Annotated in this window: 14 protein-coding genes; 12 read left to right on the plus strand and 2 right to left on the minus strand. The window is 46.7% G+C overall.

Translation table 11 applies throughout. From position 1 onward, the window contains the following. Nucleotides 1–179: 179 nt before the first annotated feature. On the minus strand, nt 180–1,043 hold the full coding sequence (locus AC3WTJ_RS13265) for a helix-turn-helix transcriptional regulator (protein ID WP_492522144.1): 864 nt from the start codon (nt 1,041–1,043) through the stop codon (nt 180–182). Between the two features lie 121 nt (nt 1,044–1,164). On the opposite strand from AC3WTJ_RS13265, the gene AC3WTJ_RS13270 reads away from it, so the two are divergent. The 10 genes from AC3WTJ_RS13270 to AC3WTJ_RS13315 all read left to right on the plus strand — a co-directional run bounded on the left by AC3WTJ_RS13270 (nt 1,165) and on the right by AC3WTJ_RS13315 (nt 13,030). Next, nucleotides 1,165–2,271 carry a glycoside hydrolase family 172 protein gene (locus AC3WTJ_RS13270; protein ID WP_492522145.1) on the plus strand — a complete coding sequence of 369 codons (1,107 nt, stop codon included), beginning with the start codon at nt 1,165–1,167 and terminating at the stop codon, nt 2,269–2,271. A 255-nt stretch (nt 2,272–2,526) separates the two neighbouring features. Continuing rightward, entirely contained in the window at nt 2,527–4,119 is a 1,593-nt protein-coding gene (locus AC3WTJ_RS13275; RefSeq protein ID WP_492522146.1) for an ATP-binding protein, read from the plus strand. Between the two features lie 371 nt (nt 4,120–4,490). Beyond that, nucleotides 4,491–6,620: a helix-turn-helix domain-containing protein gene (locus AC3WTJ_RS13280; protein ID WP_492522147.1), complete on the plus strand. Its 2,130-nt coding sequence runs from the start codon at nt 4,491–4,493 to the stop codon at nt 6,618–6,620. Between the two features lie 233 nt (nt 6,621–6,853). Next, nucleotides 6,854–7,750: an ABC transporter permease gene (locus tag AC3WTJ_RS13285; protein ID WP_309491892.1), complete on the plus strand. Its 897-nt coding sequence runs from the start codon at nt 6,854–6,856 to the stop codon at nt 7,748–7,750. 18 nt (nt 7,751–7,768) lie between these two features. Further along, complete coding sequence (locus tag AC3WTJ_RS13290; protein WP_492522148.1) at nt 7,769–8,665, plus strand: carbohydrate ABC transporter permease; 897 nt, start codon at nt 7,769–7,771, stop codon at nt 8,663–8,665. Between the two features lie 117 nt (nt 8,666–8,782). Next, a complete protein-coding gene (locus tag AC3WTJ_RS13295) occupies nt 8,783–10,459 on the plus strand; it encodes an extracellular solute-binding protein (RefSeq protein ID WP_492522149.1) in 1,677 nt (558 codons plus the stop codon). 84 nt (nt 10,460–10,543) lie between these two features. Continuing rightward, nucleotides 10,544–11,434, plus strand: coding sequence for a GDSL-type esterase/lipase family protein (locus AC3WTJ_RS13300; RefSeq protein WP_492522150.1), 891 nt, complete (start codon nt 10,544–10,546; stop codon nt 11,432–11,434). 108 nt (nt 11,435–11,542) lie between these two features. Further along, entirely contained in the window at nt 11,543–11,956 is a 414-nt protein-coding gene (locus AC3WTJ_RS13305) for a DoxX family protein (protein WP_492522151.1), read from the plus strand. A 28-nt stretch (nt 11,957–11,984) separates the two neighbouring features. After that, complete coding sequence (locus tag AC3WTJ_RS13310) at nt 11,985–12,683, plus strand: pirin family protein (protein WP_492522152.1); 699 nt, start codon at nt 11,985–11,987, stop codon at nt 12,681–12,683. Between the two features lie 20 nt (nt 12,684–12,703). Further along, the gene (locus tag AC3WTJ_RS13315; RefSeq protein ID WP_492522153.1) at nt 12,704–13,030 is read left to right on the plus strand and encodes a hypothetical protein; all 327 of its coding nucleotides are present in this window, start codon (nt 12,704–12,706) and stop codon (nt 13,028–13,030) included. Between the two features lie 195 nt (nt 13,031–13,225). Here AC3WTJ_RS13315 and AC3WTJ_RS13320 read toward each other — a convergent pair whose 3' ends face one another. Further along, nucleotides 13,226–14,140, minus strand: a complete 915-nt coding sequence (locus AC3WTJ_RS13320; protein ID WP_492522154.1) for a helix-turn-helix domain-containing protein — start codon at nt 14,138–14,140, stop codon at nt 13,226–13,228. A 121-nt stretch (nt 14,141–14,261) separates the two neighbouring features. Here AC3WTJ_RS13320 and AC3WTJ_RS13325 point away from each other — a divergent pair, with 121 nt between their 5' ends. Both AC3WTJ_RS13325 and AC3WTJ_RS13330 read left to right on the plus strand, forming a co-directional pair. After that, complete coding sequence (locus AC3WTJ_RS13325; RefSeq protein ID WP_492522155.1) at nt 14,262–16,769, plus strand: glycoside hydrolase family 2 TIM barrel-domain containing protein; 2,508 nt, start codon at nt 14,262–14,264, stop codon at nt 16,767–16,769. A 49-nt stretch (nt 16,770–16,818) separates the two neighbouring features. Beyond that, complete coding sequence (locus AC3WTJ_RS13330; RefSeq protein WP_492522156.1) at nt 16,819–17,970, plus strand: glycoside hydrolase family 88 protein; 1,152 nt, start codon at nt 16,819–16,821, stop codon at nt 17,968–17,970. The last annotated feature ends 10 nt before the right edge of the window (nt 17,971–17,980 follow it).

The raw sequence follows: 17,980 nt of genomic DNA on the forward strand, positions 1-17,980 counted from the left end.
TTAGGCAAACGAATGGGAACCGGCAGCCGTTGTTTTCTCATTGTGAGCTGGAATGTGCTCAAAAGCCCTGAAATAAGACCCTGTAGTTCCGTCACGACGTCAAAACCCTTCAGTTTCGCGGAATAGCGGACTGTAGTTCCTCTAGATTACCGAGCCGAGCCGACCCAAGTGGTGACCTCTTATCGGTTTATCCGAAAGTGCGAGGGGCTTTTGCCCATAACGGTTTTAAACGCCCGGCTGAACGTATGAATGTTCGCAAACCCCAGCTGCTCAGCAATTTGACTTAGAGGTGTGTTGGAAAATTGGATGCTATTTTTAGCTCTTTCCATGCGAATGTATTGGTGGTATTGAATGGGAGTCATTTGAAACATCGTTTTGAATAGATGAATGAGATGAAATTTACTGACATGAAACTTCTCGGATAACTCCTCGAGTGTCACGTTCTGATTGACATGGCGGTCAATATAGGTACGAATTTCGGATAGGAATTCAACCTGGCCGTCTTTGTTTGTTTTGCCGCCATAATATTGTTCGCGCAGCAGGATCGCAAGCAGATCAAGCATAGCGCTTTTGACGCGGAACTCGTAATAGGGTGGTTTGGTTTCATGCTCCCGGATGAGATCGAACAGCACCCGTTCCAAGCGAGCGGAATCCCGTGGACGAAAATGATTCGGAATGAAATACGGAGATGTGGAGAGCAGATCCGCTCGAAACCATTCTTTTTCCTTCTCACTCATCTGCTCGATGGACTTGAACGATACGGTAACATCCGGGCTATCCGGCAAAACGTTAAGATCGAAATGGACATGTGGCTGGCGAATCGTTTGTGCCCCTTTTGATTGAATGGCGTGTCGCTCTCCCGGTTTAAAAAAGAAAAAATCCCCTGGGCGGCCTTCGTAAACTCGCTCTTCCACCCTCACTTCCAACTGACCTTCCATCAGAAACAGCAGCTCATAATCCCAAATCATACGTTCTTCAATCGTCCATGGTGTTTCGATGGCACTATCCATCGCAACACGGATATAAGGGGAAATTTGACTCAATTCCATCATGGCACCTCAGCAATATATGGTAAGTAAATCGGCAATCTATGCTAAATAAATGTGGATAAAACGCTTTATAATGGAGGTAGGTACAACAATATATGATACAGAGGTGATGGACATGCTGCAACTGCATGGTTTGGGAAATGGCTTATCTACGGCTCCTCTCGTGACAAACGGGCGGACACGTTCCATTACAGCGGAAAATCCAAAAGGAGAGAAAGGGCAGGGAGGCAAAGCCGCCAGCAATCTGGGAACGGCCAGAAAAGGGCGACCTTGCATCGATTTAAAACAAGGCGAAACGGTTACGCTCGCACATATACAGGGCACTGGCGTGCTTCAGCACTTTTGGATCACGGTGACCGATAAAACAAGTGCCAAAGGATTTCAAGCACAGTACGTACTTCGTGACCTCGTGCTCAGAATGTATTGGGATGACGAAGAAACGCCATCCGTTGAAGTACCGCTTGGCGACTTCTTTTGCAATGGTTTCGCCAGACGCAGCAACGTCAATTCACTTCCGATTTCCGTTAACCCGACCGGCGGGATGAATTGTTATTTCGCCATGCCGTTCCGCACCTCTGCGAAAATTACGATTGAAAACCAACACGCCTATGACATTGGCGGATTTTTCTATACATTCAACTATACGCTTGTTGACGAACTGCTAGATAACGCGGCTTATTTTCATGCGCAATGGCGTCGAGAGCGCTTAACCGAGACTGGCAAAGACTACACCATATTAGACAATGTCAAAGGGGCCGGGCAATATGTGGGTACCTATTTGGCATGGGCAGCGCTGGAAAGGAACTGGTGGGGAGAAGGCGAGATGAAGTTTTATATGGATGGTGATGACGAGTGGCCGACGATTTGCGGGACAGGAACCGAGGATTATGTCGGGGGTGCTTGGTGTTTCTCCAATTTGAAGACCAATGAGCCGGAATCTTATTCAACGCCTTATTTAGGATATACGTACTACAAAGACACGACAGAGATTGATCCATGGTCCGGTCATCAGGTGCCTATGCATGGAATGTACCGCTGGCATCTGCCCGATCCTATCCGTTTTGAAAGCGATTTGAAAGTAACGATTCAGCAAATTGGCCACGATCATTCGCGATTATTTGAAAGATCCGATGATGTTTCTTCCGTTGCTTACTGGTATCAAATAGAGCCTCATGCAGATTTTCCGGCGCTGCTGCCGGTGCAGCAAAGATGGCCTAGATAAAATTGCAGCAGGCACTTATTTTGAGCCGCGATACTTGGTAGTTATTTAATAGACGCTATAAGGTTGTCTCTGAAGGTCTTCATGGCCTAGGAGAGAACCTTTTTTGCGTATGACAAAAAACCTCATTCCCAATTTAGTACATTGGTTTTATATTTATTGAGCAGAGAACTATGGTATAATTTACTAAAACAGGATTGAAATCAAGATCTGAATCAGTGCCGTACCGAATGATGAGTGAAAAATGAGGAGAATCATATGGAACTATGGATCGAAGAATCCCGCCAAAGGTGCTTGCAGCAAGGTTTGGACCCTACCAAAATACCTCTACCAGGTTTTCAATTGACGGCCAAACAGCTTCAAGAAGAGAAGCATAAGTATCGAAAGATTCTAGTGGTAACTAATTATTTTGCAGAAAAATTATTAGCCTTCTTGTCAGGGACACCTCATCTCATAGTCGTAACGAATGATACAGGTTATATCCTGGATAATTATGGCGATGAGACCATGAAGACGACCATCAATCGGTTGGGCATTCAAGAAGGCATCAAGTGTGATGAAGAATTTATGGGGACCAATGTGGTAGCGCTTGCGCTCCTTGAACAAAAACCGATTCAGATTGTTGGGAAAGAGCATTATCATAGGATGTTGGAGGATAGCGCCTGTTATTGCGTTCCCTTCCATTTTTCCAATTTCCACAACTTATCAGGTGCGATTTCCATCATGACGTCCGTTGAGCATCACCATCCTACGTATCTAGCTTTGCTAGCGAACATGGTAGATTCTATCGAACGGGAACTGTCGCTGCGCCTCGTTAATCATAATCAGAACCTGATTCAGCAGCTTGTGGTGAATAATATGCGCAATGGGATCATAATGACGGATGAACGGGGAATCATCACCGAATTTAATGCGTATGCGGAGAAAATTACGGGAAGAAACCGGAAGAGTGTGACAGGCACGCCGGTATTTCCTTTTGAACATTTTGGCAGCTATTTCTACCAAGCGCTGAAGTATCGCAAGCAAAGTGAGAATATTGAGCTTACTTTCCGCTATTCCTTGGATCAAGAGAGTGTGTGTCTCTTTGATGTGCTGCCCATCCTTAATGAGCATGGCGAACTGCTAGGTGCCTTCGCACAGTTTCGTGATATTACCGATCGTGTAATTCTGGAGCGCCAGTGGATTAATTCGGAGAAATTCTCGGCCATCGGCAAGTTGGCGGCAGGTTTAGCGCATGAGATCAGGAATCCTCTTACGGCCATCATTGGTTTTTTTCAGCTGAGTAAGCAGTCCAACGACCCTACCAAACTATGGAGTTACGTGCATTTAATCGAAACAGAGCTTGAAAGCATGAAGCAGCTTGTATCCGATTTCGTCGTGATGGCCAAGCCTAGCACACCGGAACGAAGAGCTGTGAACATGCAGGAATTTCTGAAAGACATTGTACGATTTATGGATAGTCAGGCTATTCTAAAAAACACATCGATTACGGCGATAACGGATAATGCCCTATTGGTTGCCATGATTGACCCTTCTCAAATCAAACAAGTGCTCATTAACCTTCTCCAAAATGCTATCGAATCAATAGGGAAAAATGGCATCATTCAGCTGTGCGCAGAATTGGCGCATGACAATCAAAGTTTCAAAATCAGCATTGAAGATAATGGCATTGGCATGACCAAGGAAGAATTGGATCAAATTTTGAATCCCTTTTTTACAACCAAAGAGAATGGAGTAGGACTTGGCTTATCGATTTGTTACCGAATTATTGAGAATCATAAAGGTACCATAACGGCAACCTCTCGCAAAGGCTATGGGACGCGGTTTGAGGTTACGTTACCTTTGGAATGACGGCTCGATAACCGAGAAATAGGCACGCTCACTTCACGTTGAAGTGAGTTTTTTGTTTCCGCGATACGACCATACGTGTGCATGAAAAAGGAAATATGTATGGTCATCTCCCTAATTGTACCCTAGGCGATAATGTTCTGATTTTATATAATGAGTTGGGGAGTAAGCGCTCTCATAGAAGGGGGAGTAACCAGTGCCCAAGTTCTCAGGCGTGTTTCGTAAGTTTCTTTTTTCCTACATTCTTATTTTAATCATTCCTAGCATTGCGGGGTATATGTCATACCGCACCCTCCATTGCTGTCACGCAGTCCATTTCCATTGAGAACAATGTGACACAACTGCAGAAGAGTCAGGAAATATTGGAGCGCAGGATGGCTGAGGTGGAAAGTTTCACTAGGCAGTTGGCTCTGAATCAAGATTTAAGTGTGCTATTAAATGAAAGCGTAGTGGATCAGAAAACGAATGTGTATGGGATTTGGAAAATCTCAAGGGACATTAAGGCTTATAGTCAGACCAATGATTTTTTGAAGCACTTTTTTATTTATTTCACCAACTTTAATGTGCTGGTAACGCCTGGCAACGCCTATTTTCGACCGGAACATTATTATGAGGCTTCGCATTACAACAATCTTTCATTCGATGAATGGAAAAAGACAATTTTAGATAAAACGCACAGCAGTGAGATCCTGCCGTTGAGTCCTTTCGTTGCAGGTGGGAACCAAACCTCCGTCATCACTTATATGCAATCGCTTCCATTGGATAGCTTCAGTGATTCATCTCCGGCAACCGTGGTAACGATTATAGATGAAAAAACGATCAACAGCGTGTTATCAGATTTGCGGAATGAATCGGGCAGCTGGATGTATATCCGTGATGCACAAGGACATACCATTAGTTTACAAGGCATTACCCAGCAGGAAATTGATCAGCTCTCGATGGATCCGAAGTTCGATAAAGCGTCCGTCAGCCAATTTTATAAAGATGATCTCGTGATCAACATTCGCTCCAAAACAACGGGTTGGGTTTACAGTACAGGGATTCCAAGACATGTTTTGATGGAAAATGCGAATAAGATCAAATACATTACCTGGTCGGTGACAGGTGCCGCGCTGCTGATTGGTCTTCTTGTTGGCTACTTGCTTTCGTACCGCAATACGCTTCCAATTACTCGGCTGCTTCAGGTCATGAAAGAGCATTTTGGCAAGGAAGCGGCGCTGGCGCGTAATGAATATGATTTTATACAGGGGAATATTTCCAATATTTTGATGAATAGCAAACACCTAGAATCTGAGCTCAAACGACAGCTTCCCTTGATTCGGGATGCTTTCTATAAGCGTCTGATTGCGGGCGAATTTCAAACCAGGGAAGAGATCATGTCTGCTGCTGCTCAGGCGGGCACGGGTGTTAGCTTTAACGCTGGCTACACAGGTATTTTGCAAATCAACGGGTATTCAGACATGGAAAGCGTTGAAATTTTGAACGAGCTGAGCGCTGCCCGATTGATTCTGAAGCAAATTGTGATCGAAGATGAAAGTCGCGTCTTTGTTCATATGACCGATTTGGGCTCGGATCGTGTGGTTCTCCTCTTTACCTCCGGGGATCCAGAAGCTGGGGAGCAAGTCAATAAAGATGAGGTTGAGCAGCTCGTGAACAGGCTAGTTAATCTGGCTTTTGGCGAGTATCGCATTACGATAACGGCAGGGTTAAGCGACCCCTTCAACTCCGTTATGGAGGTTAGCCGATCCTACGAGCAAGCAAGGCAGGCCTTGGAAAACGCTATTTATATGAACAAAAAAGGAGTCGTATGGTTAGGCGATACACGAATTGAGAGCAATACGTATTATTATCCGATCGACTTGGAGCTACGATTAATTAGTACTATTAGAGCAGGTGATGAAGAGGAAGCAAGGCGTATCGTCAAATCGATGATTGAGCAAAACACGGAAAATCGCGAGCTTTCTATGGAGATGAAGCACCAGTTCATCGGGGAGTTGAAGGGAACGCTGCTCAAACTGCTCGATCAGAAGGCGATTATGGAATCCACATCATTCGAGAAAATCAAAAATCGGATCATTGCTATTGTGACCAGTGAATCCATTGAAATTATTTCCCAAGAAATAAATGGGATTATTGCGGACATGTGCGGCCTGATTACGAGTAAAAAGAACGATGCTCACTCTCGAACAGTGAAACAAATTAATGAATTTATCGCCGCCAGGTATGCAGATCCGGACCTTAACTTATACCGGATTGCAGAACATGTCGAAAGGCCGGAGAAGTACATCTCCCAGCTGTATAAAGAGGTGACGGGGACGAATTTATCCGACCAACTGGAGAAAGTAAGAATGGATCACGCGGCGAGTCTTCTGAAAAGAAACCAGTACAACGTCGACGAAATTGCTTCCCATGTCGGCTATAACAGTTCGCATTCTTTCCGCCGGGCATTTAAACGCGTAATGGGCGTTTCGCCAAGCTCGTTCCGACAATCTGTCGAGGAATAATATTCAAGAGGCTATTCTTCCGTCATTTTCATGATGCATGGGAGAAAGCCTCTTTTTTGATTGCACAGGTGATGAGGGTTAAATGGACGTTTCATAAGGCAAATGCCCGGCCTGATTCGGGCTTTATGTTCGGAATTTGACGCAAATGTACCTATACGATGGCCGTGGCAACCACCTATAATCAGCCATATAGAAAGCGCTATCACATTTTATCGGATTGTAGGAGGGAGCATGTGAAAAAGAGTTTTATCAAACATTGGCAGCTGTATCTGATCGTGATTCCACCATCTTTATTTTTTCTTATTTTCAAATATTATCCAATGCTAAATGCCGTCCTTGCCTTCAAGGATTACAACGTGACCAAAGGGATCTGGGGAAGTCCTTGGGTAGGTTTTAAGCATTTTGAGCTGTTTTTCGAAAATCCGATTTTCTGGACTCTAATGAAAAACACGTTGCTTATCAGCGGTTATTTGCTTCTCGCCGGCTTCCCGATTCCTATTCTATTAGCCCTGGCGCTGAATGAAATACGCAATGGCAAGTTTAAAAGGTTCGTGCAATTAGTTTCGTTTGCTCCTTATTTTATATCCACCGTTGTCATGGTTTCCATCATCATGCTGTTTCTGGCACCTCGACTGGGGTTCGTGAATGTGGCCATGAATTATTTCGGGATGGATTCGATTAATTTTCTCGGGCAACCGGGGATGTTTCGCTCGATCTACGTGTGGTCGGATATTTGGCAGACCGCCGGTTATTCCGCTGTTATTTTTCTGGCTGCGCTGGCCGGTGTCGATCCTTCGCTGTATGAAGCAGCCAAAGTGGATGGAGCGTCGCGGTTTCAGAAAATCCGCCATATTGATCTGCCGGGCATTCTGCCGACGATCACGATCATTTTTATTTTGAATGTGGGCAGTGTCATGTCATTAGGATTCGAAAAAATTTATTTGCTGCAAAACCCGTTGAACAAAATAAATTCAGAAATAATAGCGACTTACGTGTATCAAATCGGCCTCTTAAACGCGAACTATAGCTTTGCTACAGCGGTCGGCTTATTTAATTCCTGTATCAACTTAATTCTGCTCGTAGTCGTTAATCGGGTTGCGAAACGGCTCTCGAATACGAGTATTTGGTGAGAATGGAGGAACCATGCGATGAACACCGTGAAAACAACGATCCGTGAATCGGCGGGCGATAAAATATTTGTAATTTGCCTCTATGTGATCCTGTGTCTTCTGCTAGTGATCGTTTTATACCCGCTGATTTATATTGTAAGCTCCTCGTTCAGCTCACCGGCGGCTGTGACGTCGGGACGTGTGTGGTTATGGCCGGTGGAGTTTTCTCTGAAGGGATACGCCCAGCTCATGGACAATCCGAAAATCATTACCGGCTATGCGAACTCTTTGTTTTATACGGCGGCAGGGACCTTGATCTCGGTAGCGCTTACGATCATGATCGCATATCCGCTATCACGTAAAACATTTAAGGGCCGAAACGTCCTCATGATGTTAGTCACCTTCACGTTGTTATTTACCGGCGGACTTATTCCAACTTATTTAGTTGTGAAACAGATGGGCCTCATAGATACCAGATGGGCTTTAATAATTCCCAATGCCATCTGGGTCTGGCAAGTTATCATCGCCCGAACCTTCTTCCAAACATCAATACCTGATGAACTTATTGACTCTAGTGAGCTTGATGGCTGTAGTGACCTCAGATTTATGTGGAGCGTCGTGATCCCGTTATCGAAACCCATCATCGCTGTTTTATTCCTCATGTACGCGGTGGGTCAGTGGAATGCTTACTTCGATGCGCTTATTTATCTCAAAACCGCCCAGTTGTTCCCGCTGCAGCTTATTTTGCGGAGCATTATTATTCTGAATAACAGCTCGAATGCGACGGATGCCCTGAAACTGGTTGAAAGACAGCAGCTGGCAGAACTTCTGAAATACTCGCTGATTGTTGTTGCGACGATTCCAGTGCTTATCATCTACCCGTTTGTACAACGCTATTTTGTACAGGGAATGTTAGTGGGATCTGTGAAAGGGTAACGGAAAAAGGGATATGGCAGGGAACTGAAGAAATGAAAGGGGTGATCGACGAGAACTTGCAGGTTATAGATCAACCTATAAGTCAGCTTTTCAAATCAGTAAAGGGAGCGGATTTCATTGAAAAGAAGATCGGTCAGCGTTTTGATTTTTATTATCATGTTCAGTTTGGTTGTTGCCGCATGCACGAGTACGCAAGAGGCATCGCCATCGTCAAAACCTACTACAGATATTGTCTCGCCAAGTGCTGGGCAAACAGGTAAACCTGTACAAATCAGCGTTTTTGCGCAGCAGGCGAACGATATTGATTTAAATACGAACCTGTTTACGAAGCATTTGGAAAGTAAATTTAATGCGAAATTCAAGTTCGATGTAATTCCCTATGACGGTGCCAAAGAAAAGCGCCAAATCTCATTAGCGAGCGGCGATTATCCGGAAGCGTACATGTTAACGGCTTATATCGACCAGTTCTCGCAAGCGGATCTTTTGAAATTCGGCAAACAAGGTGTCTTGCTGCCGCTGAATGATTTGATTAATCAATATGCACCTAACATCAAAGCAGCCATGGAGAAGGATCCCACGTTTAAAAGCTTTATTACAGCGCCGGACGGTAAGATTTATGGTCTCGGTTCCTATACGCAATGCTTTCACTGCTCGTACCCGAACAAAATGTGGATCAACACAAGCTGGCTGAAAAAATTGAACCTGGAGATGCCGAAAACGACGGAAGATTTCAGGAAAGTGCTGCAAGCTTTCAAGAAAAATGATCCGAATGGCAACGGCAAGGCGGATGAGGTGCCACTTAGCGGTTCAACCGAGGACTTCGGTGTACGTGTGATCCCGTTCCTGATGAACGGCTTCATCTATGATGACGACCGTAATTATTTGAATCTGGTTAACGGGAAAGCGGATACTGTGGCGAATAAACCGGAGTGGAAAGAAGGACTTACGTATATTAAATCCTTATATGACGAGGGTCTGATCGATCCCGGTGCGTTTACTCAAAATGCGGAAGCTTTTAAGAAAATTGGGGAGAACGGTTCAGGGCAGATTCTTGGTGCAGGCGCGGGGATGCATCCAGCCATCTTCGTTAATATTGATAAAGGCAATAAAAACTCAGCCGATTATAACCCGGTTCCACCTCTTACAGGACCCCACGGTTCATTGTCCACACATGATGGAGGCGGCTTGATTCCTGGGGCGAAGTTTGTCATCACCAATAAAGCGAGCCAAGAAGCACAAGTTACTTTAATCAAAATGGTCGACTATATGTTCACAATGGAAGGTCAAACGAATGCGGCATCCGGTATGGAAGGCATTGACTGGAGAAAGCCGAAGGAAGGCGAAGTGGCGCTGGGCAAAGGGGTTGCACCACAAATCGCGACGATTCCCGCGATTGATGGGCAGCCGCCTCGCAATGCGGGATGGAGCGGCATGGGCCATTTTTACCAGCCGAAAGAATATCGCGATAGCATCGTACAAGGCACGGATGTTTACGATTCCGCCAATTACGAACGCAGATTGTATGACGCGACACTGCTGTACCAAGGGCATGAACCGAAAGAGCTGTTCCCGATGTGGGCGATTTGGATCGATCCGGCGCTGACCGATGAGGCGAGCATTCTTCAAACCAACATCAAGAACTATATCGAGCAAAGCGCGCTCCAGTTTATTACGGGGAACAAAGATTTGAACAAGGATTGGGACGCATACGTGAAAGGGCTCGACAATCTGAAGCTAGGCAGATATCTTGAAATTCTTCAAAAAGCGTACGATACGGCAGCAATTAAAAAATAAGGCGTGAGATGGGGCTATCGAGATAGGTCAGGAATGATCTGTCGGATAGCCTCATTTTTGAATGACGACTGGAGGGATCATTTAATGACGGAAGACAAGAGAATCCTATTCCTGGGAGATAGCATAACGGCTGATGGAACGTTTATTGCTTTTTTGGAGGCAATTTTGTTTCAACACTCCCCTGGACAGGGGATCACATTAATCAACATAGGTGTGCCTAGTGAGACAGCTTCAGGTTTAACAGAGGGGGATCATCCATTTGCGCGGCCTTGTGTGCATGAACGGATTGAACGTGCGCTGCTAATAAGTAAGCCCGATTGGGTCGTATTAGGTTACGGCATGAATGACGGGATCTATTCGCCTTTTTCCCAGGAAAGATTTTCAGCTTATCAAAAAGGGCTGCTTGAAGCCATTCGGATCGTGCATTCAAGCGGTGCCAAGGCGATCGTGATGACGCCACCTCCATTTGATTCATCCGCAATTAGACAAGAAACACTTCTTGCTGATTGCCATCATGAACAAGCATACAGCTACTTAACTCCCTATGAACATTACAACGATGTCCTTAGAACGTATACGCACTGGCTGCTTCGGCAGGAGGGGATCGCTGATGAAGTGGTGAATATTTATGATCCGCTGCTGCAAGCCAGGGAAAAAGCGCGAATGAACGATCCGGACTACCGTTCAGGAGACGGAATTCATCCACACGCTGACGGGCATTGGGTCATCGCCGAAACGCTTCTCCGTCATTTATTTCAAGTGCGTTGTAAAACAACGCCGCGGTTCGTCAGGCAACCGGAGTGCTCGCCTTTCTATCAGCTTGTTTGGCAGCGCCAAAAAGTGCTAAGTGCAGCCTGGAAAGAACATATCGGACATTCCAATCCGAACAAAGCAACAGCTTTACCTCTGGATGAGGCATTGCTAGTAGGCGATAAGCTGGCAGAGCAAATTAAAAACCACCTTTCTATGTACTAGATGGTGGTTTTATTTAGTTGCTTGACAAAAGTAAGTCTATAACGATATTATACGAACATAAAGTTCAATACTTTAAAAAAGTTAGCTTTGGAAGGGGAAGTATGTAAAGTGAAGAATTATCAGCAATTGGGGGCATTACTATTAAGAGTGCTGCTCGGAATTATCTTTTTATCCCATGGTGTTGCCAAATTCCAAGGTGGAATCGGCAATATTGCAGGTTGGTTTGAAAGCATCGGCATTCCCGGATCTTTGGCTTATGTCGTGGCATCTATCGAATTGGTAGGCGGGATTGCTCTGATTCTAGGACTAGGTACACGTATTGTGTCCGCCATATTGGCAATTATCCTGCTGATTGCAACTTTCAAAGTGAAGCTGGCTGTCGGATTCCTGGGAAATGGCCAAATGGCAGGATACGAGCTTGATCTTGCTTTAATCGGCATGGCGGTATATTTGCTAATCAACGGAAGCCAACGGCTTGCCATAGATTCGCTATTTAATAAAGGTCAATCAACAGCGCTATAAGCATTTAACTTTAAAACGGAGGGATCCTATGATTCAGATTTATGAGGCAGAGAACCGTTATCAAGTCAATGCAGGATGGCTTCAAAGCCGATTAAGTTTCTCTTTCGGAGAGTTTTATGACTCGAATAATACCGAATTTGGGGTTATGCGTGTATGCAACGATGATGTTGTTGCGCCGGGCAGAGGATTTGGCGCCCATCCTCACAGTGACATGGAAATTGTTACGATTGTCCTTGAAGGAGCTGTTCAGCACTCGGATAATCTCGGCAACTCGGAGATTACTTCTGCAGGCGAAGTGCAGCGGATGAGCGCTGGCACGGGAATCGTGCATGCGGAATTTAATGCATCCAAAACTGAGTCGACTCGGTTTCTCCAGCTTTGGTTTGAGCCGCGTGAGCTTGGGCTGTTTCCAACGTACGAAACCCGCCGCTACGACGCTGAGCAATTGCGAAACGCGCTGCTGCCCGTAGTGACGCCGGAAGGATCCGAGCAAGCGGTGATGATCAATCAAGACTTGACGCTTTACTTAAGTCGGCTTGATCAAGGAAATACGCTGTCTTTTGAGCAAAAGGAAGGGCGTCGAGTGTTTATGTTTGCCATCGAAGGGCAAGTTACGGTGAACGGAAAACAGCTTAGTGCAGGAGATACGGCTCGCATTGAGTCCGAATCCAATCTCATGGTTGAGGCAGAGAAAGATGCCTTTTTCATGTTGATCGACCTTCCATAATGGTGCTGAGGAGGGATGTAATGAAAGAAGTACTCATTGTTAAACATGCCGTCGGAGGCCGTACCTTTATTCATTCGGAAACAGATGCGCTTCGTTATAATGTCCTTCCGGATGGTGATGGCTGGCGGATCACGGTATCTACACCGAAGAGCGCGGCTGTCGAGGAGCTGCTGAAGTGGAAGCGTGAGCTTAATGTTTTTCTTTTTCAGGAGTTTGACGATCAACCGACACGGAAGATTTGGTTTTACGTCAAAGAGGGGCCGGTAGAATATGTAGACGGGCTTGAGCAATTGACGATCAGGGCTCAGTCCCGAATCGATTATGTGCCTGATGAGTTTGATATGTGAAAAGTAAAACCATATATATAGAAGAAAGCTGTCGCAAAAGTAGAATTTTCTGCTTTGGTGACAGTTTTTTTTGATTTATCAAGAGAACCCCAGTTGTCATTTGCTAACTGCCATTTCCGCCGCTTTAGCGCCGCGATTAACGTATCCCATTGGAATTCATCCATTGGAACCAATCCGATAGCGCCCCAAGAGCAGCTACTCTTGAGTTAATGAAGCGAGATCCTCGTAACGATGCATGCCTTTAAACGTGTAAGGCGTGTAGCCGACATGTTTTTTGAACAGCTGGCAAAAGTAGGAGAAATTGCCCAGCCCGACGGCTTCCCCAATGTCTTGAACAGACATGTCGGTTGTTTTGAGCAGCCAGCAAGCCTGGCGAATACGTCTGGCGGTCAAGTACTCGGTAATCGTACTGCCGATCGATTGCCGGAAAGTTGCCGACACGTGGTTCGGAGTAAGATGAACGGCCTGCGCTAAATCTTCCAGCTTGAACGGCTTGCTGTAATTCTCTTCGATCCAAGAGAGCATGCGTTCAGCCGTTGTTGAGCTTTTGCGCGGATGCACCTGTGGAAGGTCTGTTTGAGAGGTGATGGTCGTCTCAAACCCTGTGCGCACTTGGTGGATAAATGCCGTTAGGAAAAGCAGCTGCTCTTCAAGCAGCCTTTCTGTGCCTTGATCAATAGCGGCCTCGATTCTAGGCGCATAAAGGCGGAATAATTGTTCGAGTGCCGTAAGATCCGAACACTGGAATGATTGCGGAGATAACGGATCTTTCCACAATTTGTGCAAAAATTCTTGCAGCGAAGGAAAGGCGGCAAGCGCTGCCTCTAAGACCGCCGGCTCAAGCACGAAAAGCGAGCGGACATAACTTTCCTGCGGAAGGTTATACATACGAAGTCGATGCAGCTGAAACGGTCGAAAGCAAAAAATAGCCCCCGGCGTCATTTCAACGATTTGTTGCTCAATTATGGCGATGCCTCTGCCTTCATGGACGATAAGAAGTTCCATCCCCTGGTGAGCGTGAAAGATTTCCTCAAACTCATGCGTTCTATTTTTAAAAAATGATAGTTGCACTGGATGAACATTTAAATTCATGTAGTTCATTAGCTTCATAACGAAAACTCCTCATCGTAATCTAACAACATTTTATCATAAGAGGGCTACACATTATTCGCTTTTTTTTTGGTACGATGAGGATAGGTAATGGAGCAGCTAGAGGAGGAACGACTCGTTCATGAAAAAGCGCAGGTTAAACGAAAATTGGGAGCATTACCGTGGATCCTTAGGAGGTGCTTGGGAGGTTTGGCGGTCAGATAAGCTGCAAAATCACTATAATGTGCCGTGGGAAACAGTCACGCTTCCCCACACCTACAATGGGTATGATGTAATGGACCCGGACAGCAAGTATTATCAAGGACAAGGCTGGTACCGAAGCCGGTTAGAGGTCGATAACCCATATCCGAAGGGGAGGACCTTGCTGCATTTTGAAGGTGCCGGGCAGCGTACGGATGTTTATGTGTACACAGAGAAAGTAGATTCGCATCTGGGCGGTTACGATGAATTTACCGTGGACATTACGGAGGCTGTGAAGCGGGCTAAGGGAATAGAGCGTTACGCAGGGCAAGTTCCGGTGGCGATTGCGTGTGATAACAGCAGGGAGTTAGAGACGATTCCTTCTGATGCAAGCGATTTCAATCTATATGGCGGCGTGTATCGCTATTTGAACCTTGTGTATGTGCCGCAGATTTCCTTGTCCAACGTACATGTTCAGACTGATTTAGATGCGATTGTTGGTGGAAAAGCGAATAACGGGAAAGTCAAAGTGCGGGCGAAGCTCTATAATCCGGATGCCATAGCCGGAAATGTTACTTTAACGATTAAGGTAACGCAGCAGGATGGCTTGGTTATCGGGCAGTCCGAAGTGACTTTACCGGCATGGCAGGGGGAGAAAGAGCTCGCAGCTTTGGAAGTACCTGGGCCGAAGCTATGGTCGGTGTCCGAACCGAACTTATATCACTGTTCGGTGGCGCTGGTTTGTGAAGATGGCGAATCGGTGTTGACGGAGCCATTTGGTTTCCGCAGCTTCGAGTTTGTCAAACGGGGACCGTTTAAGCTTAATGGCGAACGGCTTCTGCTGCGAGGAACGCATCGCCATGAGGATCATGCAGGCGTAGGCGCAGCGATGAGCGAGGATTTGATTCGTGAAGAAATGCAGTTGATCAAGGACATGGGCGCTAATTTTATTCGCCTCGGCCACTATCAACAGTCGCGAATCGTGCTTGACTTATGCGATGAACTTGGGCTCCTCGTCTGGGAAGAAATTCCTTGGTGCCGCGGAGGCCTTGGCGGGCCGGAATACCGTCAGCAGTGCACCGACATGCTCACAGCAATGATTGAACAGCATTACAACCACCCTTCGATTATCCTATGGGGTCTTGGGAATGAGAATGATTGGGAATGCGATTTCGATTACTTCGATCAGCAGGAAATCCGCGCCTTCATGAAGGAATTGCATGAACTCTCGCATAAGCTCGACCCGAGCCGATTAACGTCGATTCGCCGCTGTGAGTTTTGCAAGGATATCGTTGATGTTTATTCGCCTTCGATTTGGGCCGGTTGGTACCGCGGTGTCTATACGGACTATGAGACAAGCAGTAAAACAGCTTTCGAGAATGTGGACTCCTTCTTCCATATGGAATGGGGCGCAGATAATTTGCCGACCCGGCATGTTGAGGAAACCTACACGGGCTTTACTTTTATGAAACAATCCGAAGGGGAGACAGACGAGCGGGACGGGGATTACTTGCTGACCGGCGGTGAGCCACGTGTATCTCGTGACGGCGACTGGTCAGAGACCTATTTCTGCGAAATGATCGATTGGTACTTGAAATCGCAAGAGAATATGAGCTGGTTGACGGGAGCGGCACAGTGGTCGTTTAAGGATTTCTCCACGCCGGTGCGGCCGGATTCGCCGATTCCTTATTTGAATATGAAAGGGATTGTTGAGCGGGATCTGACGCCGAAAGAGGCTTATTATGTTTTTCAATCCTATTGGTCTGAGAAACCGATGGTGCGCTTATATGGTCATACCATGCCGGTACGCTGGGGAGCCGAAGGCGAGCGGAAGATGATCAAGGTGTATTCCAATGCGGAGGAAGTAGAGTTGTTCCTCAATGGCGAAAGCCTTGGCGTGAAGCGCCGCGACTCGCAAAATTTCCCATGCGCAGGCTTGCGTTGGGAGACGGCATTGCATGTTGGTGAAAACCACCTGCGCGCAGAAGCGGTTCGTGGCGGGGTTACAGTGAGCGACGAGCTGAGTTTCCATTATCAAACGGAGACATGGGGCGAGCCGGCGCAGCTGGAGCTGACGACAACAACGCTTGAAGACGGCAGGATATACGCAGAAGTACTCGCCTATGATGCGGCAGGTGTATTTTGCCCGGATGCAGCGTCCTTTGTACGTTTTGGATTAGCCGGTGACGGCAAACTGCTGGACAATCTAGGCACGATTCGCGGCTCGAGGCTTACACAATTAGCATCAGGCCGTGCGGGGATTTATGTAGATCCGTATGGCGGTTTGCCGGCTGGGATTACGGTGACGGATTTTGTAAGTGCAGGTGGCCCGGCTTCGTCTTTGATTTCAAAGTCCGGTCGTGATGGGCAGCGCCCGTATACATCTGTTATCAGCGCGGCTTGTGAGGGAATGCCTACCGTTACTCAGGTAGTTGTAGTGAAGGGTTGAACGGTTGAACGGTTGAAGAGTTGAAACCAATTAATAGGAGGTTATAACGATGAGTGTGAACGAAACAGCAACATGGAATAGCGCCCAAAAGTTTGAAGAAATTTTACCCCAAGTCTGGGAAGCGCTGCAGGTAAAAGTCGATCGTATGATTGAGCAGCTTGGAGACAAATCACCGCATGTAGCCAAAGAAGATGGACTGTACGATGACATGCGGATCGATTGGTGGACATCCGGCTTCTGGCCCGGAATTCTTTGGATTCTTCATGATCTGACAGGGAAAGAACATTATAAGGAAGCCGCATGGCGCTGGGATGAAAAGCTGGAGCAAGCTAGCATTCGGACCAACAATTTTCATCATGATGTTGGCTTTCAATATTTGCCTACAGCGGTTATCAAGCATAAATTGACTGGCGACAGCGATGGTTTGCGCCGTGGCTTGCAGGCGGCTAATTTCTTGGCAGGCCGGTTTAACCTGGCAGGCAGCTTCCTTCGTGCATGGAATCAGGAGAAAATCGGCTGGTCTATTGTCGACTCCACCATGAACTTATCCATCCTGTTCTGGGCGGCGGAAATGACGGGCGACCCGCGTTTTGAGCAAATCGGCAGAGCCCATGCGGATACGGTTGTTGATAAATTTATCCGCGAAGACGGTTCTGTGAATCATATCCTTAGCTTCAATCCGAAGACGGGAGAGTTGATTGAATCCTTAGGCGGCCAAGGGGCAGGGCCGCAGTCAGCCTGGAGCCGCGGAGCTTCCTGGGCGCTGAATGGTCTCGCGAACGTCTACCGTTACACGGGAGAAGTGCGTTACTTGCGTGCGGCACAGCGTGTAGCGAATTATTTCCTGGCGTGCCTGCCGGAAGATCATGTTGCTCATTGGGATTTCCGCGCGGCTGAATCACTGGATGCTGAGCCTAGGGATACATCGGCTGCTACTTGCGCCGCATCGGGGTTGATTGAGCTGGCAGACTTCTTGCCGGCCGTTGAAGGCAATATATACCGCCGTGCCGCGGAGCGCATCCTGCTGTCGCTTACACAGAATTACGGGACATGGGATCAGCCGGAGCATCAGGCTATTTTGCTAGAAGGCACTGGCAACAAACCGGCCGGGCAAAACATTAATGTATCACTTATCTACGGCGACTACTATTACGTTGAGGCAATCGCCAAGCTGCTGGGTTGGAAGCAGCGGATTTTCTAGGGGATAGATC

This window comes from Paenibacillus sp. FW101-FHT12H11, from assembly GCF_058790355.1.